The organism is Streptomyces sp. NPDC056144 (genome assembly GCF_042264145.1).
Classification (GTDB): domain Bacteria; phylum Actinomycetota; class Actinomycetes; order Streptomycetales; family Streptomycetaceae; genus Streptomyces.
The window spans coordinates 179611-201113 of record NZ_JBHJVF010000001.1 but is presented as its reverse complement, the minus strand read 5'-3'; the positions used below and the strand labels follow the sequence as shown (position 1 = coordinate 201113).

Here is a 21503-nt window from a genome sequence, read left to right as displayed (position 1 = left end):
GGCTACAACGGCAACGGGCAGCTCGGCGACGGGACGACCACACCCCGCAGCACGCCGGTGAACGTGAGCAACCTGTTCAACGCCGTCTCGGTGGTGGCCGGGGGGGTCCACAGCGTTGCGGCGGTGTCCACCGGCTCCGCGTACGGCTGGGGCGCCGGGGCGGGGCGGGGGGGGGGGGGGGGGGCCGGCCGCGGGCGCGGGGCCCCCCCGCCCCCGGCCCGCCGCCCCCCCCCCGGGGGGGCGGGGGGGCGCGGCCTTCTCTCGTGTCCCGGAGGGTCTACCGAGGGTTTACGGCAGGAAGCGCAGCGCCCATTCGGCGCGGTTCGCGACCGTCAGGTCCTCGTCCTCCGTCAGCGGGCGCAGGACGTGCCCCGCCGTCTTCGGGTCCGTCTGGACCAGGTCGACGATCTGGGCGGCGAGGCCGTCCTGGTCGTCGCCGAGGTCGACGGCCGAAGCGCGGATCAGCGCCGGGAGGACGTCGGCCCCGCCGATGGCGGCGAGGACGCCGCCGAGCAGCTCGCGCGCGTACGCGTCCTGCTCGGCGAGGGCCCGGTCCAGCTCCGCCTGGAGGCGCGGCAGGAGGGCGGCGTCGCCCGAGGCGGCGATCTCGTCCGCGAGGTCGATCGTCGCGTCGATGTCCGCGTCGACGTCGTCCAGCATCTCGGTCAGCCGGGTCAGTAGGTCGGTCATGGTGCTGCCTCCTGGAAAGCGCCGTCCACGAGGACGGGGACGGTCGTCGAGCTGTCGAGCTCGGCGGCCACGGCCACGTCCTGCGGATAGCCGTACTCGTACAGTTCACGGCCCGAGTCGCAGCCGTGCAAGGCGGCGACCGGGTCGTTCGTCGCCGTCCACAGCGTGGCGGCGGCGGTGGCCTCGGGGGTCATGGGGCCGGTGGCGCCGAGCGCGGCGAGGACCGCGCCCGCGCCCAGCAGGTCTTCGAGCGCGGGGCGCAGCGAGCCGTCGGGCCACCGCTCGCCGGAGGCGATGACGGTGAGCGGGCGGCCCTCGGAGCCGTACCCCCGGGCGGTGAGCCAGCGGGCGACGGCGGTGGTGTTGCGCAGCGAGGCGGCGACGACGGTCGCGCCGCGCGCGGCGGCCTCGGCCGCGATGGTGGAGCCGTTCGGGGAGGGCAGGACCAGGCGCGGCGGCATCGGGGCGGCGCGCAGGGCGGCCGGGGAGAGCGACCAGGGGTGCGCCTCGGTCGCCTCGCGGCGGCCGACGGCGAGGACGGCGTCCCGCTCCCGGGCGTACGCGACGGCGGTCCCGTCCCGCCACGGGTACGGGTGGACGGCGGTGCCGGCCTCGACGGCGACGCCGACGGAGGTGGTGAAGGACAGCACGTCGACCACGACGACGCAGACGGGCTCCGGGCTCCCGGCGGCGAGGGCCCGTGCCTCCACGGGCCCCCAGCCGAAGGAGACCGTCATGAGCGCGCCGTCGTCACAGCTCGGTCACCTTGCCGTCGGCGACCTCGACGCGGCGGGTGGTGCGGACGGCGTCGAGCATGCGCCGGTCGTGGGTGACCAGGAGGAGCGTGCCCGCGTACGAGTCGAGGGCGGACTCCAGCTGCTCGATGGCCGGCAGGTCGAGGTGGTTGGTCGGCTCGTCGAGGACGAGCAGGTTCACCCCCCGGCCCTGGAGCAGGGCGAGCGCGGCGCGGGTCCGCTCGCCCGGGGAGAGCGTGGTCGCGGGCCGCAGGACGTGTTCCGCCTTGAGGCCGAACTTGGCGAGGAGGGTGCGGACCTCGGCGGGCTCGGTGTCCGGGACGGCCGCGCAGAACGCCTCCAGGAGCGTCTCCGTACCGTGGAAGAGCTTGCGGGCCTGGTCGACCTCGCCGACGACGACGCCCGGGCCGAGGCCCGCGTCGCCGGAGTCCAGCGGGAGGCGGCCGAGGAGGGCGGCGAGCAGTGTCGACTTGCCCGCGCCGTTGGCGCCGGTGACGGCGACCCGGTCGGCCCAGTCGATCTGGAGCGAGACGGGACCGAAGGAGAAGTCGCCCCGGCGGACCTCGGCCTCGCGCAGGGTCGCCACGACCGAGCCGGAGCGCGGGGCGGAGGCGATCTCCATCCGCAGCTCCCACTCCTTGCGGGGCTCCTCGACGACGTCGAGGCGTTCGATCATGCGCTGGGTCTGGCGGGCCTTCGCGGCCTGCTTCTCGCTGGACTCGCCGCGCAGCTTGCGGCTCATCTTGTCGTTGTCGCCGGCCTTGCGGCGGGCGTTGCGGACGCCCTTGTCCATCCAGTTGCGCTGCATGAGGGCGCGCCCCTCCAGGGCGGCCTTCTTGTCGGAGTACTCCTCGAAGTCCTCGCGCGCGTGCCGCCGGGCGGTGGCGCGCTCCTCCAGGTAGGCGTCGTACCCGCCGCCGTACAGGGTGATCTGCTGCTGGGCGAGGTCGAGTTCGAGGACCTTGGTGACGGTCCTGGTGAGGAACTCGCGGTCGTGGCTGATCACGACCGTGCCCGCGCGCAGGCTCTTCACGAAGCCTTCGAGCCGCTCCAGACCGTCGAGGTCCAGGTCGTTGGTGGGCTCGTCGAGGAGGAAGACGTCGTAGCGGGAGAGGAGGAGCGAGGCGAGGCCCGCGCGGGCGGCTTGGCCGCCGGAGAGCGAGGTCATCGGCTGGTCGAGGCCGACGGTGAGGCCGAGGGAGCCCGCGACCTCCTCGGCGCGCTCGTCGAGGTCGGCGCCGCCGAGGTTCAGCCAGCGGTCGAGGGTCTCGGCGTACGCGTCGTCGGCGCCGGGCGTGCCGTCGACGAGGCCCTGGGTGGCCTCGTCCATGGCGGTCTGGGCGGCGGCGACGCCGGTGCGGCGGGCGAGGAACTCGCGCACGGTCTCGCCGGGGCGCCGCTCGGGCTCCTGCGGGAGGTGGCCGACGCTCGCGGTGGGCGGGGAGAGCCGCAGCTCGCCCTCCTCCGGGGTGTCGAGCCCGGCGAGCAGGCGCAGGAGGGTCGACTTCCCGGCGCCGTTGACGCCGACGAGGCCGATGACGTCGCCGGGGGCGACGACGAGGTCGAGCCCGGCGAAGAGGGTGCGTTCGCCGTGGCCGGCGGCGAGGTCCTTGGCGACGAGGGTTGCAGTCATCAGGGAACGCATTTTAGGCGACGGGGCCGGGTCAGACGGCGGCGCCCACCAGGGGGGCTCCGACGCCGAGCAGGCCGAGGAGCGCGGATCGGTACGCGTCGGCGCGGAAGCGGTACGGGCCGACGCCCGGGTAGCCGTCGCGTACGGGGTCGATCTCCTTCTCGGTCTGCCAGGCGAAGTCGCTCCAGACGACGTCCTCGCCGTCGTGCGCGACGAGGACCGAGACGGTGCCGCAGCCGAGCGCGTCGCCGTCGGCGCAGTCGGGGCAGGAGTAGAGGGTCCGGCGGACGGCCGTACGGGGTGCGGTGAGGAGCGCCCGGACGTGGTCGGCGCGGAGGACCGGCGGGAGGTCGGCGGCGAGGGGCGGGACGGCGTCGATGCCCTCCGCCTCGTCGAGCCGGTGGAGCAGGGGGCGGCCGTCGACCACGAGGTCGGAGGCCGCGAGGTCCGAGGCGGTGAGGTCCGAGGCGGTGAGGCCTGGGGCGGTGAGGTCGAGGAGCGTGTGCGCTGACGGCATACGGCCAGTATTTCGCCGGGGTCCGGCCCGTTCCATGGCTGCGCGGTCCCGGAAATGTCCCGGTCCCGGAACGAACCGTTCAGGGACCGGACCCCTCGGGGGTCACTTCCAGAACGGCCGGCCGTTGTCGCGGTCCGCGTCGGCGCACTGGCGGGCACGTCGTTCCAGGACGTCGGCGCGGGCGTCGGCCTCGCGGGCCGCCTCCCGCGCGCCGAGGTCGCGGAGCCGGTCGGCGCGGACGCGTTCCTGGTGGGCCTCGGCCTGCAGTTCGGCGGGCGCGCACCGGACGGGGTCCGCCCCGGCGGCTCCGGCGGCGGCCGTCTGGCCGAGGAGGACGCCTCCGGCGAGCAGGGTCGTGGTCAGCAGGGGGGTGAGGACGCGGCGGCGCATGGGGGCTCCGGAGCTTCGTGGGGGTGTGTACGGGTGCGGAGCCTGGCCCCGCCGTGGACCGCCGTCACCTCACCACGCGCCCCGCGCACACCACCCTCAGCACTTCTCCACGGGACTCCCACCGACGAGGTGGTGGGGGGCGCGGGCGTCGAGGAGCAGCGGGACGAGGGCGCGCCGCGACTGGCGCAGCGGGACCAGCGCCCCGCCGTCCCCCTCCGGCCGTACGGTGACGCCATGGAGGTCGAGTTCGTCGGCCACGCCCGCGTACTGCCGGGGGTCGAGGCGGTAGGCGCAGGGCGGGTCGGCGAGCACCTCGCCCGGTTCGGGAGGGTCGTTGTCGGCGCCGCCGAAGTGGACGGGCCCGGTGTCGGTGAAGCCCTCGTACCGGGCGGCGGCCGTGGCGGCGGCGAGGGGGGCGCGGCGCTCGTCGACGTACGCGAACATGCCCTGGAGGGCGGCCCGTTGGGTGGCGACCCTGCGCCGGTGGTTGAGGGCGCGGTCGGCGCGTTCGGCCTCGTCGAGGGCGTCCTCGGCGGTCTCGACGAGCAGGCCGACGGCGTGCTTGAGTCCGACGGCGTTGCGCAGGATGCGTTCCTGGCCGTCGCCCGCGATCTGCTTGACCGGCCGGCCGGTGAGGGGGTCGGTCCAGATGCCGTAGACGCCGGTGCTGTGGCCGGCGAGGGCGGCGGCGGGCCGGACGTAGGACTCGGCGAGCGTCCGGGACTCGTCGTGGACGGCCGGGTCGACGTCGAGGTGGCGGGGCCAGAGGGTGAGGAGCTCCTTGTCGTAGTGACGGGGAGTCGTCTCGTACTCGTGGAGGTCGTACACGAGCGCGGGCTGCCGGTCGCGGAGGACGGTGGCCAGGGCCCGCGCCTCGGCGGTGCGCAGGGCGAGGTGGTCGCGGTTGACGTCGATACCGGCGGCGTTGCCCCGGGTGCCGGCCTCGCGGCCGTCGGGGTTGGCGTTCGGGACGACGAGGACCGTCGTCCGGGCGAGGACGTCGCGGGGGCCGGTGTCCTCGGCGAGGGCCAGGTCACGGAGGACGCTCAGGCAGGCCTCGCGGCCCGCCGGTTCGTCGCCGTGCTGGCCGCAGACGAGGAGCACGGTCGTCCCGGCGGCGGGCGCGCCGAGGGTGGCGAGGCGCAGCGGGCGGCCCTGGGCCGTGGTGCCGATCGTGCGGAGCGACAGGCGGTCGCTCGCGCGGTCGACGGCGGCGAGGAAGTCCCGCTCCTCGGCCTCCGTGGTCCACCGGTCCCCCTGGCTCGTCTCGAAGCCGGTGCGGGGGCGCGGGGGCGCGTGTTCCGCCGCCTTGGCGGGGGCGGTGACGAACGGCAGGGCGAGGGCGGCGGCGCCCGCCACGAGGGCGGGCGTCCGCCGCGAACTCCCGTAGGTGGTACGGAGTGTCACCGAACGGTTCCCCCACCTGGCAGGCGCGGGCCGGTGATGCCGACGGGCGGTACGGAACGGTTCGGGGACGGTACGGCGGTGGGCGCGGTCACGCTCGGGGCCGTACCCGTGGTGGCGCGGGTGAACGCCTCCGCTCCCCCGACCAGTGGCACCTTCGCCCACGTCCGGGCGAGGTCGAGGGTCAGGGTCGGGGTGGTCGACGGGGGGTCGAGGAGGTCCCTGTCGGTGCCGCCGACGATGAGCGCGAGCCGGTGGCCGGCCGGGACGACGTGATCGGTGGCGGCGAGATTCAGGGTCAGGGTGTACGCCCTTCCGGGGGTCAGCGGGCGCTCCTTGCGCGGGTCCGCCCAGGTGCCGAGGTCGGCCCAGCCGCGGCTGACGACCGTGCTCTCGACGTTCGCCGTCCGGGCCTTGGTCACCTTGAAGCAGGCGCTGTCGCCCTCGGTGCTCGCGCCCCAGCAGGTGCGGTCGCCCAGGGTGGTGATGCCCTCGCCCGCCGCCGCGTAGTCGCGGATGGTGTCGGGGCCGAGGTCGACGAGGACGGCGGAGAGGTGCGCCGTGGCGGTGGACGGGGTGGCGGTGACCGTCACCTTGGAGGAGCCGGAGATCCGCAGGTCGCGGGAGAGCGGGCGGGTGACGAACCCGGCCTTCTCCGGGGTGTCCTCGTCGATCCGGGCGGCCCAGTCGAGTTCGCCGAGGGCCGGGTCGTCGGTGAGGGTGGCGGTCGAGCCGGGCGCGGCCGGGGTCAGGCCGAGGCCGCCCGCGCCGGGCTGGGCGGTGCGCACGGGGCGCATGGTGGTGACGGCGGTGCCGCGCGCCGGCCAGGTGCGGTCGGTGGCCCAGACGTCGGGGGCGCGCTCGATGTCGGCGACGGGTTCGCGGTCGATGCCGTTGTCGTAGCCGAGGAGGTAGTGGTCGAACCAGCGGTGCAGGGTGGTGACCCACTCGGCGCGCCGGAAGTCGAAGGGGTCGACGTGGCCGGTCTGGGAGAGCCAGATCTTCCGCTCGACGCCGTTCGCGGCGAGGGCCTCCCACCACCGGCCGAACTGGTTGGCGCGGACGTTGAGATCCTGCTGTCCGTGGACGACGAAGACGCTCGCCTTCACCTTCGCGGCGTCGCGGACGTGGTCGCGCTCGGTCCAGGCGGGGGTCCAGTCGCCGCTGTACGGGGTGGCGTTCGTGATCCGCTCCTGGACGGCGGCGCAACGGGCCTGGGCCTCGGGGCTGTTGACGTACTCGGAGAGCCAGCTCGGGTTGGCGTTGTAGAGCGGGGCGCCCTGGGAGTGGAAGTAGTCGTACCAGGAGGAGATGGCGCCGATCGGGACGATCGTTTTCAGCCCTTCCACGCCGGTGGCGGCGACGCCGTTGGCGATGGTGCCGTCCCAGCTCTTGCCGATCATGCCGACGGAGCCGTCGCTCCAGCGGCCGGCGGAGGCGCGGGTGGTGCCGGTGCGGGTGGTGTAGCCGCGGGCGCGGCCGTTCAGCCAGTCGACGACGGCCTTGGCGGAGCCGACGTCGGAGCGGCCGCCGACGTCGTCGCAGCCGTCGGAGCGGTTGGTGCCGGCGAGGTCGACGGCGACGAAGGCGTAGCCGCGCGGGACGAAGTAGTTGTCGTAGAAGAGCGGGAACTGCACGGGGTTGCCGTCGGCGTCGTACGTCTTCTTCTGGCTCTCGTTGCCCCGCCCGCAGCAGGCGTAGTACGGGCTGGCGTCCATGATGACCGGGATCTTCCGTCCCGCGGCGGCCGGTTCGCGGGGCCGGACGACGTCGACGGCGACCCGGTCGGTGCGGCCGTCGCCGTCGCCGTCGAGGCCGGTGTCGACCCAGACGGACTCGCGGACGGCGTCGGCGTACGAGTACACCGGCTGCGACACCCGCGCGGCGGGCGCGGCGGCCCGGGCCGGCTCCTGCCGGGCGCCGGCGGGGGTGACGAGGGTGGCGAACAGGGCGGCGGTCGCCGTGGCCACGAGGGTTCCGTACGTCAGTCGGGCTCCGCGGGTTCTCCGCTTCTCCATCTTCTGCATCGGCATGGGCCGGAACGTACCCCGGTCGACTCGTGGGCAAAAGAGTGCGGTTGAGGCGGGAGGGGTTCATGTCGGCCGAATGGCGATCGTGTGACGGGGGGTGCTCTGGACGTGACGGTGCGTCGAGGGGCTGAATAAGGTCCGATCAGAGTACGAACTAAGGACCGACGACCACCCACGCGTCTGACTTTTCCTCTGACTTGGGAGCACCCGTGCACCGCAGAATCATCGTTCCGAGCGCCCTCGCGGCTTCCCTCCTGCTGGCGATCCCGGCATCGGCGGCGAGCTACGTTCCCGGCGCGCCGGGCATCGGCGACTCCTACTACCCGACCAGTGGCAACGGCGGTTACGACGTCTCCCACTACGACCTGCGGCTGAAGTACGAGCCCGCGACCGACCTGCTCGAAGGCACGGCGACGATCCTCGCCACGACGAAGCAGAACCTGTCCCGGTTCAACCTCGACCTCGGCCTGAAGGTCAGCGAGGTCCGGGTGAACGGCAGGCTCGCGCGGTTCGCCTCCTCGGGCGACCACGAGCTGGAGGTCACCCCGGCCGTCCCGCTGGAGAAGAACAAGGCGATCACGGTCGTCGTGAAGTACGCGGGCAAGCCCTCGGAGTTCAAGGTCGACGGCTGGTCGGCCTGGGCCCGTACGCCCGACGGCGGTGTCGCCGCGCAGGAGCCGGACTCGGCCGCCTGGTGGTTCCCGTCCAACGACCACCCGCTCGACAAGGCCACGTTCGACGTCTCGGTCTCCGTGCCGGACGGCCACCAGGCCATCAGCAACGGTGTGCTCCAGGCTCAGTCCTCGCGGCTCGGCTGGACCCGCTACAGCTGGCGTTCGAACAAGCCGCAGGCGACCTATCTGGCCACGCTCGCCGTCGGCAAGTTCGACATCACCACGGACCGGACGGCGAACGGGCTGCCGGTCCTCAACGCCTACAGCAAGCAGCTCGGCGACAACGACGGGGCGGCGCGCGCCTCGATCGAGCGGACGACCGAGATCGCGGAGTGGCTGGAGTCGGTCTACGGGCCGTACCCCTTCAACGCGCTCGGCGGGTACGTGCCGAACGTGACCAGCGGCTTCGCCCTGGAGACGCAGACCCGGCCGTTCTACAGCCCGCGCCAGTTCGCCAACGGGGCGAACGTGTCGGTGGTCGTGCACGAGCTCGCGCACCAGTGGTACGGCGACTCGGTGTCCGTCCGCGACTGGAAGGACATCTGGATCAACGAGGGCTTCGCGCGCTACAGCCAGTGGCTGTGGTCGGAGAAGGAGGGCGAGGGCACGGCGCAGGAACTGGCGGACTACGTGTACGCGACTCGGCCGGCCGAGGACCCGTTCTGGACGGTCAAGCCGGGCGACCCCGGCGCGGACAACCAGTTCCACCAGGCCGTCTACGACCGGGGCGCGCTGGCGCTCCAGGCGCTGCGCAACGAGATCGGCGACGAGGACTTCTTCGCGGTCCTGAAGGGCTGGCCGCAGGAGTTCGCCTACGGCAACGCGCGGGTCTCGGACTTCGTGGCGTACGCGGAGAAGGTCTCCGGGAAGCAGCTGACGGGCCTCTTCGACACGTGGCTGTACCAGCCGTCGAAGCCCGCGGAGTCGACGGTGACCGGCGCGGCCTCCCGGTCCCTGGCCGCTTCGGGCGCCGACGCCAAGCCCGTACAGCCGAAGTCGTGGAAGAAGATCGCGGTCACGAACACGGTCCACGACCGGCACTGATCCCGCGGGGACCGGGGCCGTCCGTCAGCGCTTCGCGCGGCGGGCGGCCTCGCGTGCCTTCCGGGCCAGGGGGAGGTAGCGCAGCCGCTCGGGGAGGACGGGGACGACGGCACGGACCACCCGGGCGAAGCGGCGCAGGGCGCGGTCCTGGGCGTCCGTCCACTCCAGGCCGATGGCCGCGCGGGCGTCCGGCGGCATGAAGCCGACGGTGAGGAAGGCCCGCAGCCGCAGGAAGGGGCGGCGCAGGACGGGCCAGAGGACGCGGAGGAGGAGCCGGACGGGCAGGGGGCCGCGGTCGGGGGCGGGCACCGGGAGGTCGGTGTCGAGGAGTTCCCGGACGACGACGGTGGCCTCGATCTCGTCGGCGAGGACCTTGCGGTAGTACGGCCAGAACTCCTTGATCGTCTGCGGCATGTCCCGGTCGTGGATGCCGAGGACGCGGCCGACCTGCAGCCACTCGGCGTACAGCTGCCGCTCCTGGGCCTCGGTGAGGGGCCGGGCGAGGAGGCGGAGCCCGTGCCGGTAGATCGGGAAGCCGGTGGCGTGGACCCAGGAGTAGTACGCCGGGGTGAGGGCGTGGTAGCGACGGCCGTGGGCGTCGGTGCCCTGGATGGTGCGGTGCAGCTCGCGGAGGCGGCGGCCCTCCTCCGCGGCCTCCTCGCCGCCGTAGGTCCAGAGCTGGAGCGAGCGGAGGGAGCGCTCGCCGCGGCCCCAGGGGTCGGTGCGGAAGACGGAGTGGTCGTCGACGCCGGCGCCGATGGCGGGATGGGCGACCTGGAGGGTGAGGGCGGCGGGGAGCATCAGGAGCGCGCGGATGTCCCCGGCGACGGACCAGAGGACTCCACCAGGGGGCGGGGGGACGGGGTGGTGCTCCATGGGCGTGCTCCTCACGGCGAGTCCATCATCCTTCTTCCGGCTCCTTCCGGTACGACGAAGGGGCCGGCCCCGGCGTTGCGCCGGGGACGGCCCCTTCAGGGAAGTCCGGAGATCAGGAGCGGTCGGCGCCGACCGGCTCGCCGACGATGCGGCCGGCGAGGGCGTGGGCCCAGGCGTCGACGTCGGCGGTGAGCTCGCGCTCGGCGGCCTCGCGCTCGGCGGCGATCTTGGCGGTGCCGGCGGCGAGGATGGTCTCGCGCTCGGCGGTGCCCTCGGCGCGGGCGGCGGCGATGGCGGCCGAGCCCTCCTCGACGGCCTTGGAGCGGATGCGCGCGGCCTCGTGGCGGGCCTCGGCGAGCTCGGCCTCGTACTGCTCACGGATCTGGGTGGCCTCGGAGAGGAGGTCGTCGGCGCGCTCGGAGCCGCCCTCGATGGCGTCGTCACGCTGGTCGAGCGTGCGCTTGATCTTGGGCAGGATGGCCTTGGCCATGATGAGGAAGGTCAGCCCGAACAGCACGGCTCCGAGGATGAGCTCGGCCCAGACGGGGTTGAGAGGACCGAGGTCGGTCTTGAAGACGGTGGAGTTCGCGAGGGTCATGCGCGCATTCTACCTGTTCCAAAAAGTGACAATTCAGACACCGGCCAGAGAATTGGCGCCGATGTGCGAACTCGGCAAGATTCCCGGCACCGGAAAGCTACCCGGAGGTAACCCCGGCTGATTTGATGTGGCTCGCCAGATCAACCCCTCACACCCGCACGGGAGTTACCTTGACCCTCACCGCGATCCGCCGCGCCCCCAGTGCCGTCCTCTCCCTCGCGCTCGCCGCCGCGACCCTGGTGGCCGCCGCTCCGGCCGCGACCGCCGCCTCCGAGGCGGTCACCGCGACCCCGCGCCTGAAGGTCCTCACGTACAACACCTTCCTCTTCTCGAAGACGCTCTACCCGAACTGGGGACAGGACCACCGCGCGAAGGCGATCCCCGCCGCGCCCTTCTTCCAGAGCCAGGACGTGGTCGTGGTCCAGGAGGCCTTCGACAACTCCTCCTCGGACGCACTGAAGGCGAACGCCGCAGGTCAGTACCCCTACCAGACCCCCGTCATGGGCCGCTCGAAGACGGGCTGGGACGCGACCGGCGGGGCCTACTCCTCCACCACCCCGGAGGACGGCGGGGTGGCGGTCCTCAGCAAGTGGCCGATCCTCCGCAAGGAGCAGTACGTCTACAAGGACGCGTGCGGCGCGGACTGGTACTCGAACAAGGGCTTCGTCTACACCGTCCTGAACGTGAACGGGACCCGGGTCCACGTGGTCGGCACGCACGCCCAGTCCACCGACCCCGGGTGCTCGGCGGGCGAGGCGGCACAGATGCGCAGCCGCCAGTTCAAGGCGATGGACGCGTTCCTCGACGCGAAGAACATCCCGGCGGGCGAGCAGGTGATCGTCGCGGGCGACATGAACGTCGACTCGCGGACCCCCGAGTACGCGACGATGCTCGCCGACGCGGACCTCGCACCCGCGGACGCCCGCACGGGCCACCCGTACTCCTTCGACACCGCGCAGAACTCGATCGCCTCGTACCGCTACCCCACCGACCCCCGCGAGGACCTCGACTACGTCCTCTACCGCTCCGGCAACGCCCGCCCGGCGAACTGGACGAACGAGGTGATCCCGGAGTCGACGACCCCCTGGACGGTCACCAGCTGGGGCACCTCGTACACGTACACCAACCTGTCGGACCACTACCCGGTGGTCGGCTACTAGGACGCACCCCGAGGGGATGTCGGTCACCCGGCGAAGTCGTACACGGTGACCGGTATCCCCCGTCGTATCAGCCTCTCCCGCACCAGCGGTTCCACCTCGCTCCACTCGCCGCCGGCCAGGCCGCAGCCGATGCGGGGCATGTGGACCGACGCGCCGAGGGTCGACGACCCACAGGTCCGGGGCCACCTCGACGAACGGGGCCGCGCCGAGTGCGAAGCCGCCCGTCTCGCGGTCGCGGTACCAGCGGCGGTAGGCCGCTTCCCCTCCTTGTCAACCGGGGTTGACGCCACGACGCCTGTCAACCTAGATTGACAGGCATGAGCGATGCGACCGATCTCGCCGCGCGAGCCGGTGACCGTGATCCCCGTGTGGGGCTGCGGGCCGTCTCCGCCCTGCGGCGGTTGTTGGAACAGCTGGAGGCCGTCCAGGTGCGCAGTGCGCGCAACCAGGGGTGGTCCTGGCAGGAGATCGCTGCCGAACTCGGGGTCAGTCGGCAGGCCGTCCACAAGAAGTACGGGAGGCAGTGATGTTCGAACGGTTCACGAAGGCCGCGCGGGCCGTGGTCACGGGCGCGGTCGAGCACGCGGAGCGGAGCCAGGCGCCCGCCGTCACCGAGGAGCATCTGCTGCTCGCGCTGCTCGACCGGGAGGGCACCCGGGCCTCCGCCGCGCTGCTCGCGCTGTGTCCGGCCGAACGGCGGGGCTCGCTGGTCGACTCGCTCGCCGAGGCGCGGCGGCGGGCCGGGCTCTCGCGGGCCGACGCCGAGGCCCTGGCCTCGCTCGGGATCGATGTCGGCGCGATCGTCGAGCGGGTCGAGGAGACCCACGGGGTCGGTGCGCTCGCCGGCCGACGGAAGGGGTCCGGGCGGTTCTCGCGAGAGGCGAAGACCGTCATCGAGAAGTCGCTGCGGGTCGCGCTCGCGCGGAAGGAGCGCGAGATCGGGGACGAGCACCTGCTGCTCGCGCTCACGACCACCGGCGGAGTCGTCGCCGAGGTCCTCGCCGACCACGGCGTGACCTTCTCGGCGGTGGAGGCCGCCGTCGCGGCGCGGTGAGACACCTTTTACAGCACTGGTGAGACAGCAATACTGTTTCGCCATGGACTCGATCGTGTACACCGTGGACGAGTTGGCCGCCCGCGCCGGGGTGACCGTGCGGACCGTGCGGTTCTACGGGACCCGGGGGCTGCTGCCGCCGCCCGTCATCGGCGCGCGGCGGGTCGGGCACTACGGGGCCGAGCACCTGGCCCGGCTCGCGCTCATCGAGGAGCTCCAGCGGCAGGGGATGACGCTCGCCGCCATCGAGCGGTACCTGGAGCAGCTGCCCGCCGATCTCAGCGCGCAGGATCTCGCCATCCATCGGGCCCTCGTGGCCTCCTGGGCTCCCGAGTCGGCCGAGACCATCACCCTGCCCGAGCTGGAGCGGCGCGCCGGGCGGGCGCTGACCGGGGAGGACGTGGAGCGGCTCGCCGCCATGGGGGTGGTGGAGGAGACGGATGTCCCCGGTACGTACCGGCTCGACGCCTCCCTGCTGCGGCTCGGGGTCGAGCTGCTCGACGTGCCCATCGCCCACGAGACCATCCTCGCCTCGCGGACCGTCCTGCTCGAACACGCCCGGTCCGCCGCCCACGAGCTGTTCCGGCTCTTCCGGGACGAGGTGTGGAGCCCGTACCGGGAGAGCGGGGAGGACCCGGACCACCTGACGGCGATGAAGTCGCTCTCGGCGCACATGCAGCCGATGGTGGTCCAGGCCCTCGTCACCGCGTTCCAGCGCTCGCTGAGCGAGGAGCTGCGGTCGGCGTTCAGGAGTCCGTGAAGACCTCGCCGCGCTCGGCCTTCTCGACGAGGAGCGCCGGCGGGGCGAACCGCTCGCCGTACGTCTCCGCCAGCTCGCGGGCGCGCGCCACGAAGCCGGGCAGCCCGCCCTCGTACCCGTTGACGTACTGGAGCACGCCGCCGGTCCAGGCGGGGAAGCCGATGCCCATGATGGAGCCGATGTTGGCGTCGGCGACCGAGGTCAGGACGCCTTCCTCCAGGAGGCGGACGGTGTCGAGCGCCTCGGAGAAGAGCATCCGCTCCTGCATGTCGCGGAAGGGGATCTCGTACCCCTGCTTGGTGTAGTGCTCGCGCAGCCCGGGCCAGAGCTTGGCGCGCTTGCCCGTCTCGTCGTAGTCGTAGAAGCCCGCCCCGCCGCTGCGGCCCGGGCGGCCGAACTCGTCGACCATGCGGTCGATGACCGCCTCCGCCGGGTGCGTGACCCACACGCCGCCCTCCGCCTCGATCGCCTTCCGCGTCTCGTTGCGGATCTTGCGCGGGAGGGTGAGGGTCAGCTCGTCCATCAGGGAGAGGACCTTCGCCGGGTAGCCGGCCTGCGCGGCGGCCTGTTCGACGGAGGCGGGCTCGACGCCCTCGCCGACCATGGCGACGCCCTCGTTGATGAAGTGGCCGATCACGCGGGAGGTGAAGAAGCCGCGGGAGTCGTTGACGACGATCGGGGTCTTGTTGATCTGGCGGACCAGGTCGAACGCGCGGGCCAGGGCCTCGTCGCCGGTCCGCTCGCCCTTGATGATCTCGACGAGCGGCATCTTGTCGACGGGCGAGAAGAAGTGCAGGCCGATGAAGTCGGTCTGGCGCTCCACGCCCTCGGCGAGGGCCGTGATGGGGAGCGTCGAGGTGTTGGAGCAGAGGAGCGCGTCGGGGGCGACGACGTGCTGGATCTCCTGGAAGACCTTGTGCTTGAGCGAGGTGTCCTCGAAGACGGCCTCGATGACCGCGTCGCAGCCGGCCAGGTCGGCGGCCTCGGCGGTGGGCGTGATGCGGGCGAGGAGCGCGTCCGCCTTCTCCTGGGTCGTACGGCCCCGGCTCACGGCCTTCGCGCAGAGCTTCTCCGAGTACGCCTTGCCCTTCGCCGCCGACTCGGCGGTGACGTCCTTGAGGACGACCTCGATGCCCGCCCGGGCGCAGGAGTACGCGATGCCGGCGCCCATCATGCCCGCGCCGAGCACGGCGACCTTGCGGACCTGGCGCTTCTCGACGCCCTTGGGGCGGCTGGCGCCCGCGTTGACGGCCTGGAGGTCGAAGAAGAACGCCTGGATCATGTTCTTCGCGGTCTGGCCGGTGACGAGCTCGGTGAAGTACCGGCTCTCGATGACGCTCGCGGACGCGAAGTCGACCTGGGAGCCCTCGACGGCGGCGGCCATGATGGCCTTCGGCGCCGGGTAGGGCGCGCCGTTGAGCTGCTTGCGCAGGTTGGCGGGGAAGGCCGGGAGGTTGGCGGCGAACTTGGGGTTCGACGGGGTGCCGCCGGGGATGCGGTAGCCGGGGACGTCCCAGGGCTGCTGGGACTCGGGGTGGGTGTCGATGAAGGCGATGGCCTTGGCCATCATCTCCTCGGGGGTGGCGGCGATCTCGTGGACGAGGCCGCTCGCGAGGGCGCGCTGGGGCGCGTACTGGGTGCCCTGGAGCAGGACCTTGAGCAGGGCGTCGGTGATGCCCATGAGCCGTACGGTACGGGTGACCCCGCCGCCGCCCGGGAGGAGACCGAGGGTGACCTCGGGCAGGCCGATCTTGGAGCCGGGGGCGTCGAGGGCGACGCGGTGGTGGGAGGCGAGCGCGATCTCGTAGCCGCCGCCGAGCGCGGCGCCGTTGATGGCGGCGACGACGGGCTTGCCGAGGGTCTCGATGCGGCGGAGCGCGTCCTTCATCTCCAGGGCGGACTCGAAGATGGCCCGGGCGTGCTCGGGGCCCGCCTTGACCATGTCCTTGAGGTCGCCGCCCGCGAAGAAGGTCTTCTTGGCGGAGGTGTAGATGATGCCGCGGATGGAGTCCTTCTCGGCCTCCAGGCGGTCGGCGGTGGCGGTGATCGAGGCGCGGAAGGCCTCGTTCATGGTGTTGGCGGACTGGTTGGGGTCGTCGAGGACGAGGGTGACGATCCCGGTCGCGTCCTGTTCCCAGCGGATGGTGGTGCTCTCGCTCATGACTGCTGCTTCTCCGTAGAAGTCCGTGGAAGGGGGTCGGTACGGGACGGTCAGACGCGCTCGACGACGGTGGCGATGCCCATGCCGCCGCCCACGCAGAGGGTGGCGAGGCCGTAGCGCTTGTCCTGGCGCTCCAGCTCGTCGACGAGGGTGCCGAGGATCATCGCGCCGGTGGCGCCGAGCGGGTGGCCGAGCGCGATCGCGCCGCCGTTGACGTTGACCTTGTCCAGGGAGACGCCCATGTCCTTGACGAAGCGCAGGACGACGGCCGCGAAGGCCTCGTTGATCTCGATGAGGTCGATGTCGTCGATGGTGAGGCCCGCCTTGGCGAGGGCCTTGCGGGTGGCCGGCGCGGGGCCGGTGAGCATGATGGTCGGCTCGGAGCCGGAGACGGCGGCCGAGACGATCCGGGCGCGCGGGCGGAGCCCGTACCGCTCGCCGACCTCCTTCGAGCCGATGGCGACGAGGGAGGCGCCGTCGACGATGCCGGAGGAGTTGCCCGCGTGGTGGACGTGGTCGATCTCCTCGACCCAGTGGTACTTCTGCAGGGCGACCGCGTCGAAGCCGCCGAGCTCGCCGATGTCCTTGAAGGAGGGCTTGAGGCGGGCGAGGGAGTCGGCGGTCGTGCCGGGACGGATGAACTCGTCGTGGTCGAGGACGGTGAGTCCGGCGCGGTCCTTCACGGGGACGATCGAGCGGGCGAAGCGGCCGTCCTTGATCGCGGCGGCGGCGCGCTCCTGGGAGAGGGCGGCGTACTCGTCGACGTCGCGGCGGGAGAAGCCCTCGATGGTGGCGATGAGGTCGGCGCCGATGCCCTGGGGGACGAAGTTGGTCTCCAGGTTGGTCATCGGGTCGGCGAACCAGGCGCCGCCGTCGGAGGCCATCGGCACGCGGGACATGGACTCGACGCCGCCGGCGAGGACGAGGTCCTCCCAGCCGGAGCGGACCTTCATCGCGGCCATGTTGACCGCTTCGAGGCCGGAGGCACAGAAGCGGTTCTCCTGGACGCCGGCGACGGTGTCGGGCAGGCCGGCGGCGATGGCGGCGATGCGGGCGATGTCGGAGCCCTGGTCGCCGACCGGGCCGACGACGCCGAGGACGATGTCGTCGATGGCGGCCGGGTCGAGCTCGGGGTGGCGGGCCTGGATCTCCCGGATGAGGCCGACGACCAGGTCGATCGGCTTGGTGCCGTGCAGGGAGCCGTTGGCCTTGCCGCGTCCGCGCGGGGTGCGGATCGCGTCGTACACGTACGCTTCGGTGCTCACGAGAAGCCTTTCGCGGTGAGGGTTTTCGCGGTGAGGGTGACGAGGGAAAGGTGCGGAGGGTCAGCCGAGGAGGGAGCGGCCGATGATCTCCTTCATGATCTCGGTCGTGCCGCCGTAGATGGTCTGGATCCGGCCGTCGGTGAAGGCACGGGCGACCGGGAATTCGCTCATGTAGCCGTATCCGCCGTGCAGTTGCAGGCAGCGGTCGGCGACCCGCTTCTGGAGCTCGGTCGCCCACCACTTGGCCATGGAGGCGTGGACGGCGTCGAGCGCGCCCTCCGCGTGCTCCTCGACGCAGCGGTCGACGAAGGTGCGGGTGACGGCGCACTCGGTGGCCATCTCGGCGATCTCGAAGCGGACGTGCTGGAGCCGGGAGAGCGGGCGTCCGAAGGCCTCGCGCTCCTTGACGTACCGGGTGGTGAGCTCCAGGAGGTGTTCGGCCCCGGCGATGCCGGCGACGGCGATGGCCAGGCGCTCCTGGGCGAGGTTGGTCATCAGGTGGATGAAGGCGCCGTTGAGCTCGCCGAGCAGGTTCTCCTTGGGGACGCGGACGTCGGTGAAGAAGAGTTCGGCGGTGTCCTGGGACTTCTGGCCGATCTTGTCGAGGTTCCGGCCGCGTTCGAAGCCCTCGGCGCCGCGCTCGACGACGAGGAGGGAGAGGCCGTGGGCGCCGCCCTCGGGGGTGGTGCGGGCGACGACGATCACCAGGTCGGCGAGGATGCCGTTGGAGATGAAGGTCTTGGAGCCGTTGAGGATCCAGTGGTCGCCGTGGTCCTCGGCGGTGGTCCGGATGCCCTGGAGGTCCGACCCCGCGCCGGGTTCCGTCATGGCGATGGCGGTGATCGTCTCGCCGGAGCAGAAGCCGGGGAGCCAGCGCCGCTTCTGCTCGTCGGTGGCGAGGGAGGTGAGGTAGGGGCCGATGATGTCGTTGTGCAGGCCGATGGCGAGCCCGGGGGCGCCGGCGCGGGTGAACTCCTCGCCGAGGACCGCCCCGTAGCGGAAGTCCGGGTTGCCGCCGCCCCCGTACTCCTCGTCGACGGCGATGCCGAGGAGGCCCTGCCGGCCGGCGGCGAGCCAGACCTCCCGGGAGACGATGCCGTCCTTCTCCCAACGCTCGTAGTGGGGCAGCACCTCCTTCTCCAGGAAGGTGCGGACGACCGCGCGGAAGGCCTCGTGGTCCTCGGTGTAGATCTGACGCTTCACGATGCGGACTCCTGGGGCTTGAGGGTGGGTACGGCCCAGTCTTCGGCGACCTCGGCGGTGTCGGCCCCGGGCAGGGCGGGGCCCCGGCGGATCGCCCCGGGGGTGACGGAGAAGCGGGGCGCGGGGGCGGGCTGGACGAGGCCGCCGTGCTCGGTGAAGGTGGCGCGGGCGGCGAGGTGCGGGTGGTCCGGTGCCTCGCGGAGGGAGAGGACGGGGGCGACGCAGGCGTCGGAGCCGTCGAAGACGGCGGTCCACTCCGCGCGGGTACGGCTCCGGAAGCGCTCGGCGACGGCGACGCGGAGCTCGGGCCAGCGGGCGAGGTCCTGGCGGGCGGCGGCGGCCTCGCCGAGGCCGAGGAGGCGGGCGAACTCCTCGTAGAACCGCTGCTCCAGGGCGCCGACGGCCATGTGGCCGCCGTCGGAGGTCTCGTACACGCCGTAGAAGGGGCAGCCGCCGTCGAGCAGGTTGACTCCCCTGCGGTCCTGCCAGCCGCCGGCCGCGAGCATGCCGTGGATCATGGTGGTGAGGTGGGCGGTGCCGTCGACGATGGCGGCGTCGACGACCTGGCCCTCGCCGTGGGCGCGGGCGTGCTGGAGGGCGGCGAGGACGCCGACGACGAGGTAGAGCGAGCCGCCCGCGTAGTCGCCGACGAGGTTGACGGGGACGGTGGGCGGGCCGTCGGGGTCCGGGCCGATCATGCCGAGGGCGCCGGTGAGCGCGATGTAGCCGATGTCGTGTCCGGCGGTCGCGGCGAGCGGGCCCTCCTGGCCCCAGCCGGTCATCCGGCCGTAGACGAGGCGGGGGTTGCGGGCGAGGCAGGGCTCGGGGCCGACGCCGAGGCGCTCGGCGACGCCGGGCCGGTACCCCTCGACGAGGATGTCCGCGCGGTCGACGAGGTCGAGCACGGTGGCGACCCCGTCCTCGCTCTTGAGGTCGACGAGGACGGAGCGCTTGTTGCGGTTGGTGAGGTCGCGGGCCGGGTCGATGCCGAGGCCGGCTCCGCCGGGGCGGTCGACGCGGACGACGTCGGCGCCGAGGTCGGCGAGGAGCATGGCGGCGAAGGGGCCGGGGCCGATGCCGGCGAGTTCGACGACACGGACCCCGGCGAGCGGGCCGTTCCGGGCGGTGTGCGTCGTGCTCATCGAGCCCCCAGGAGTGTGTGACACCAATGATGTAACACCGGAGATGCTAGGAACGTGTTCCACTCGACACAAGCCCTTCGGCCGAGCAAGCGCTTGGAAATGTGTCCGGTGCGGGGCCCTGGCGTCCGGGCCCGCGCCTTCCGCTATCCTCCGCCGACGACGACCGCGCGGGGCGGTGGCGTGACGGCCGGAACGAGGGGCTCGATGGAGACAGGGGCGGGCGCGACCGCGCACGAGGGCGTCACGGGCGGGACCCGGGACTACGACGTGGTGCTCTTCGGGGCCACCGGTTTCGTCGGCGGGCTGACCGCCGAGTACCTGGCCGAACACGCCCCCGCCGGGTGCCGCTGGGCGCTCGCGGGCCGCAACCCCGCCGGGCTCAGGGCGCTGCGCGAGCGGCTCGCCGCCCGGTGGCCGCACTGCGCGGAGCTGCCGCTGGTCGTCGCCGACGCGGGCGACCCGGAGTCGCTGCGCGCGCTCGCGTCCTCGGCCCGGGTCGTGGCGACGACGGTCGGACCGTACGTCTGGTACGGGGAGGGGCTCGTCGCCGCCTGCGCGGAGGCGGGCACGGACTACCTGGACCTGACCGGCGAGGCCGAGTTCGTCGACCTCATGTACGTGCGCCACGACGCCCGCGCCCGGGAGACCGGCGCCCGGATCGTGCACGCCTGCGGCTTCGACTCCGTCCCGCACGACCTGGGCGCGTACTACACCGTGCGGCAGCTCCCGGAGGGCGTACCGCTGACCGTCGACGGCTTCGTCCGGGCCGGGGCCACGTTCTCGGGCGGCACCTTCGCCTCCGCCCTGACGGCCCTAGGCCGGGGACGGCACCTGCTCGCGGCGGCGCGCGAACGACGGCTCCACGCGCCCCGGTTGGTGGGGCGCCGGGCCCGGTCACCGCTGGGCGCGCCCCGGTTCAGCCGGGAGACGGGCACGTGGGCGCTGCCGCTGCCGACGCTCGACCCCCAGGTCGTGACCCGCTCGGCGGCCGGTCTCGACCGGTACGGCCCCGACTTCCGCTACCGCCACTACGCCTCCGTCAAGACGCTCCCGATGGCACTCGGCGGCACGGCGGCGGTGAGCGTGGGCGCCGTCGCCGCCCAACTCCCCGCGGTACGGCGTTGGCTGATGGAGCGTTACGAGCCGGGGCGCGGACCCTCGGCCGAACGGCGGGCGCGGAGCTGGTTCTCGGTGCGGTTCGTCGGCGAGGGCGGCGGACGCCGGGTCTTCACCGAGGTGTCGGGCGGCGACCCCGGCTACGACGAGACGGCGAAGATGCTCGCCGAGTCGGCACTCTGCCTCGCCTTCGACCCGCTGCCGAAGACGGCGGGCCAGGTGACGACGGCCGTGGCGATGGGCGACGCGCTCATCGATCGGCTGAGCGCGGCGGGCATCCGCTTCCGGGTGGCGCACCGGAGCTGACCGCGTCGGCGGTCAGCCCACGCCCTGGGCCTCCTTGAGGGCCCTGCGGCAGAGGGAGTCGGCATGCCGGGTCGTCTCGGGGACGCGGTAACGCGGGGTGAGGTGGAGGGTGTGGGCGCAGGCGCGGTCCAGGGAGACCCGGTGGCCGACGGAGACGTACACCGACTTCACCCCGGACTGGGTTCGCAACGCCCGGCCCACTTCCTCGCCTTCGGCCAGCAGGGCGCTGAACTCACCGCGCTGATCGCCGGGTTGCTCGTACGTGAAGGTGAAGGGGTTCTTCGCGACGCCGATCGCCGGGCGCCCGGTGAGCACGCCGAGGTGGCTCGCCAGGCCGAAGCGGCGGGGGTGGGCGATGCCGTAACCGTCACAGACGAGGAGGCCGGGGTCGACGGTGAGGGAGTCGAGCGCGGCGAGGACGGTCGGGATCTCCCGGAAGGCGAGGAGCCCGGGGACGTACGGGAAGGAGACCCGGCCGACCGCCGTCGCCTCCTCGACCACGTCGAGCGTGCGCGCGTCGAGCACGACGGCCGCGGCGGCGACGAGGTCCCGCTCGTCGTCGTAGGCCACGTCGAGCCCGGTGACGTGGCCCTCGCCGACGGCCGGTCCCTCCTCGTCGAGGACGATCCGCGCCCGCAACTCCCGCTGGACGTCCCGAGCGGCTTCCTCGTCGGCGGGCCAGCCCGCCGGAATCCCGATGATCGTCATAGTGCGGCCAGCCTATG

The 21503-nt window shown here is 72.9% G+C and carries 20 protein-coding genes and 2 pseudogenes; 7 read left to right on the top strand and 15 right to left on the bottom strand.

Annotated features, from left to right (window positions below):
* A pseudogene (locus ACFC0Z_RS00890) lies at positions 1 to 108 on the top strand (hypothetical protein); the annotation flags it as partial.
* A gap of 180 nt (positions 109 to 288) precedes the next feature.
* Here the strand turns inward: ACFC0Z_RS00890 and ACFC0Z_RS00885 are convergent.
* The 7 genes from ACFC0Z_RS00885 to ACFC0Z_RS00855 form a co-directional block, all read right to left on the bottom strand.
* On the bottom strand, positions 289 to 690 hold the full coding sequence (locus ACFC0Z_RS00885; RefSeq protein ID WP_376431321.1) for a hypothetical protein: 402 nt from the start codon (positions 688 to 690) through the stop codon (positions 289 to 291).
* Entirely contained in the window at positions 687 to 1427 is a 741-nt protein-coding gene (locus ACFC0Z_RS00880; protein WP_376431319.1) for a 2-phosphosulfolactate phosphatase, read from the bottom strand. The genes ACFC0Z_RS00885 and ACFC0Z_RS00880 overlap by 4 nt, the downstream gene beginning before the upstream one ends.
* A gap of 13 nt (positions 1428 to 1440) precedes the next feature.
* Positions 1441 to 3078 (bottom strand): ABC-F family ATP-binding cassette domain-containing protein, encoded by a 1638-nt coding sequence (locus ACFC0Z_RS00875; protein ID WP_376431317.1) that lies wholly within the window; start codon positions 3076 to 3078, stop codon positions 1441 to 1443.
* Positions 3079 to 3109: 31 nt separating this feature from the next.
* Positions 3110 to 3595: a hypothetical protein gene (locus ACFC0Z_RS00870; RefSeq protein ID WP_376431315.1), complete on the bottom strand. Its 486-nt coding sequence runs from the start codon at positions 3593 to 3595 to the stop codon at positions 3110 to 3112.
* Between the two features lie 102 nt (positions 3596 to 3697).
* Entirely contained in the window at positions 3698 to 3985 is a 288-nt protein-coding gene (locus tag ACFC0Z_RS00865; RefSeq protein WP_376431313.1) for a hypothetical protein, read from the bottom strand.
* 96 nt (positions 3986 to 4081) lie between these two features.
* Entirely contained in the window at positions 4082 to 5392 is a 1311-nt protein-coding gene (locus tag ACFC0Z_RS00860; RefSeq protein WP_376431311.1) for a M14 family metallocarboxypeptidase, read from the bottom strand.
* On the bottom strand, positions 5389 to 7416 hold the full coding sequence (locus ACFC0Z_RS00855) for a Xaa-Pro dipeptidyl-peptidase (protein WP_376433402.1): 2028 nt from the start codon (positions 7414 to 7416) through the stop codon (positions 5389 to 5391). The genes ACFC0Z_RS00860 and ACFC0Z_RS00855 overlap by 4 nt, the downstream gene beginning before the upstream one ends.
* A 212-nt stretch (positions 7417 to 7628) precedes the next feature.
* Between ACFC0Z_RS00855 and ACFC0Z_RS00850 the strand changes: the two genes are divergently transcribed.
* The gene (locus tag ACFC0Z_RS00850; RefSeq protein WP_376431309.1) at positions 7629 to 9137 is read left to right on the top strand and encodes a M1 family metallopeptidase; all 1509 of its coding nucleotides are present in this window, start codon (positions 7629 to 7631) and stop codon (positions 9135 to 9137) included.
* 24 nt (positions 9138 to 9161) lie between these two features.
* Here ACFC0Z_RS00850 and ACFC0Z_RS00845 read toward each other — a convergent pair whose 3' ends face one another.
* Together ACFC0Z_RS00845 and ACFC0Z_RS00840 are read right to left on the bottom strand one after the other, a co-directional pair.
* A complete protein-coding gene (locus ACFC0Z_RS00845) occupies positions 9162 to 10013 on the bottom strand; it encodes an oxygenase MpaB family protein (RefSeq protein ID WP_376431307.1) in 852 nt (283 codons plus the stop codon).
* Positions 10014 to 10125: 112 nt separating this feature from the next.
* A complete protein-coding gene (locus tag ACFC0Z_RS00840; protein ID WP_376431305.1) occupies positions 10126 to 10611 on the bottom strand; it encodes a hypothetical protein in 486 nt (161 codons plus the stop codon).
* Positions 10612 to 10736: 125 nt separating this feature from the next.
* Here ACFC0Z_RS00840 and sph point away from each other — a divergent pair, with 125 nt between their 5' ends.
* Positions 10737 to 11771 (top strand): sphingomyelin phosphodiesterase, encoded by a 1035-nt coding sequence (sph, locus tag ACFC0Z_RS00835; RefSeq protein ID WP_376431303.1) that lies wholly within the window; start codon positions 10737 to 10739, stop codon positions 11769 to 11771.
* Positions 11772 to 11794: 23 nt separating this feature from the next.
* On the opposite strand, the pseudogene ACFC0Z_RS00830 reads toward sph, so the two are convergent.
* Positions 11795 to 12032 (bottom strand): annotated as a pseudogene (locus tag ACFC0Z_RS00830) (Appr-1-p processing protein); the annotation flags it as partial.
* Positions 12033 to 12088: 56 nt separating this feature from the next.
* On the opposite strand from ACFC0Z_RS00830, the gene ACFC0Z_RS00825 reads away from it, so the two are divergent.
* The 3 genes from ACFC0Z_RS00825 to ACFC0Z_RS00815 are packed head-to-tail and all read left to right on the top strand — an operon-like array spanning position 12089 to position 13585.
* Positions 12089 to 12298, top strand: a complete 210-nt coding sequence (locus tag ACFC0Z_RS00825; protein ID WP_360806148.1) for a helix-turn-helix domain-containing protein — start codon at positions 12089 to 12091, stop codon at positions 12296 to 12298.
* Positions 12298 to 12825 (top strand): Clp protease N-terminal domain-containing protein, encoded by a 528-nt coding sequence (locus ACFC0Z_RS00820; protein WP_376431301.1) that lies wholly within the window; start codon positions 12298 to 12300, stop codon positions 12823 to 12825. Before ACFC0Z_RS00825 ends, ACFC0Z_RS00820 begins: the two co-directional genes overlap by 1 nt.
* A 43-nt stretch (positions 12826 to 12868) precedes the next feature.
* Complete coding sequence (locus tag ACFC0Z_RS00815) at positions 12869 to 13585, top strand: MerR family transcriptional regulator (protein ID WP_376431299.1); 717 nt, start codon at positions 12869 to 12871, stop codon at positions 13583 to 13585.
* Here ACFC0Z_RS00815 and ACFC0Z_RS00810 read toward each other — a convergent pair.
* Genes ACFC0Z_RS00810 through ACFC0Z_RS00795 form a run of 4 tightly spaced genes read right to left on the bottom strand, consistent with a single transcriptional unit; the run spans position 13572 to position 19356 of the window.
* A complete protein-coding gene (locus ACFC0Z_RS00810) occupies positions 13572 to 15746 on the bottom strand; it encodes a 3-hydroxyacyl-CoA dehydrogenase NAD-binding domain-containing protein (RefSeq protein ID WP_376431297.1) in 2175 nt (724 codons plus the stop codon). The genes ACFC0Z_RS00815 and ACFC0Z_RS00810 overlap by 14 nt on opposite strands.
* Positions 15747 to 15796: 50 nt before the next feature.
* Positions 15797 to 17011 (bottom strand): acetyl-CoA C-acetyltransferase, encoded by a 1215-nt coding sequence (locus ACFC0Z_RS00805; protein ID WP_376431295.1) that lies wholly within the window; start codon positions 17009 to 17011, stop codon positions 15797 to 15799.
* Between the two features lie 60 nt (positions 17012 to 17071).
* Positions 17072 to 18214 carry an acyl-CoA dehydrogenase family protein gene (locus ACFC0Z_RS00800; protein ID WP_376431293.1) on the bottom strand — a complete coding sequence of 381 codons (1143 nt, stop codon included), beginning with the start codon at positions 18212 to 18214 and terminating at the stop codon, positions 17072 to 17074.
* Positions 18211 to 19356 carry a CaiB/BaiF CoA transferase family protein gene (locus tag ACFC0Z_RS00795; protein ID WP_376431291.1) on the bottom strand — a complete coding sequence of 382 codons (1146 nt, stop codon included), beginning with the start codon at positions 19354 to 19356 and terminating at the stop codon, positions 18211 to 18213. The genes ACFC0Z_RS00800 and ACFC0Z_RS00795 overlap by 4 nt, the downstream gene beginning before the upstream one ends.
* 204 nt (positions 19357 to 19560) lie before the next feature.
* Between ACFC0Z_RS00795 and ACFC0Z_RS00790 the strand changes: the two genes are divergently transcribed.
* Positions 19561 to 20778: a saccharopine dehydrogenase family protein gene (locus ACFC0Z_RS00790; RefSeq protein WP_376431289.1), complete on the top strand. Its 1218-nt coding sequence runs from the start codon at positions 19561 to 19563 to the stop codon at positions 20776 to 20778.
* Between the two features lie 12 nt (positions 20779 to 20790).
* Here the strand turns inward: ACFC0Z_RS00790 and ACFC0Z_RS00785 are convergent, their stop codons facing one another.
* Positions 20791 to 21486 (bottom strand): endonuclease V, encoded by a 696-nt coding sequence (locus ACFC0Z_RS00785; RefSeq protein ID WP_376431287.1) that lies wholly within the window; start codon positions 21484 to 21486, stop codon positions 20791 to 20793.
* Positions 21487 to 21503: the final 17 nt, after the last annotated feature.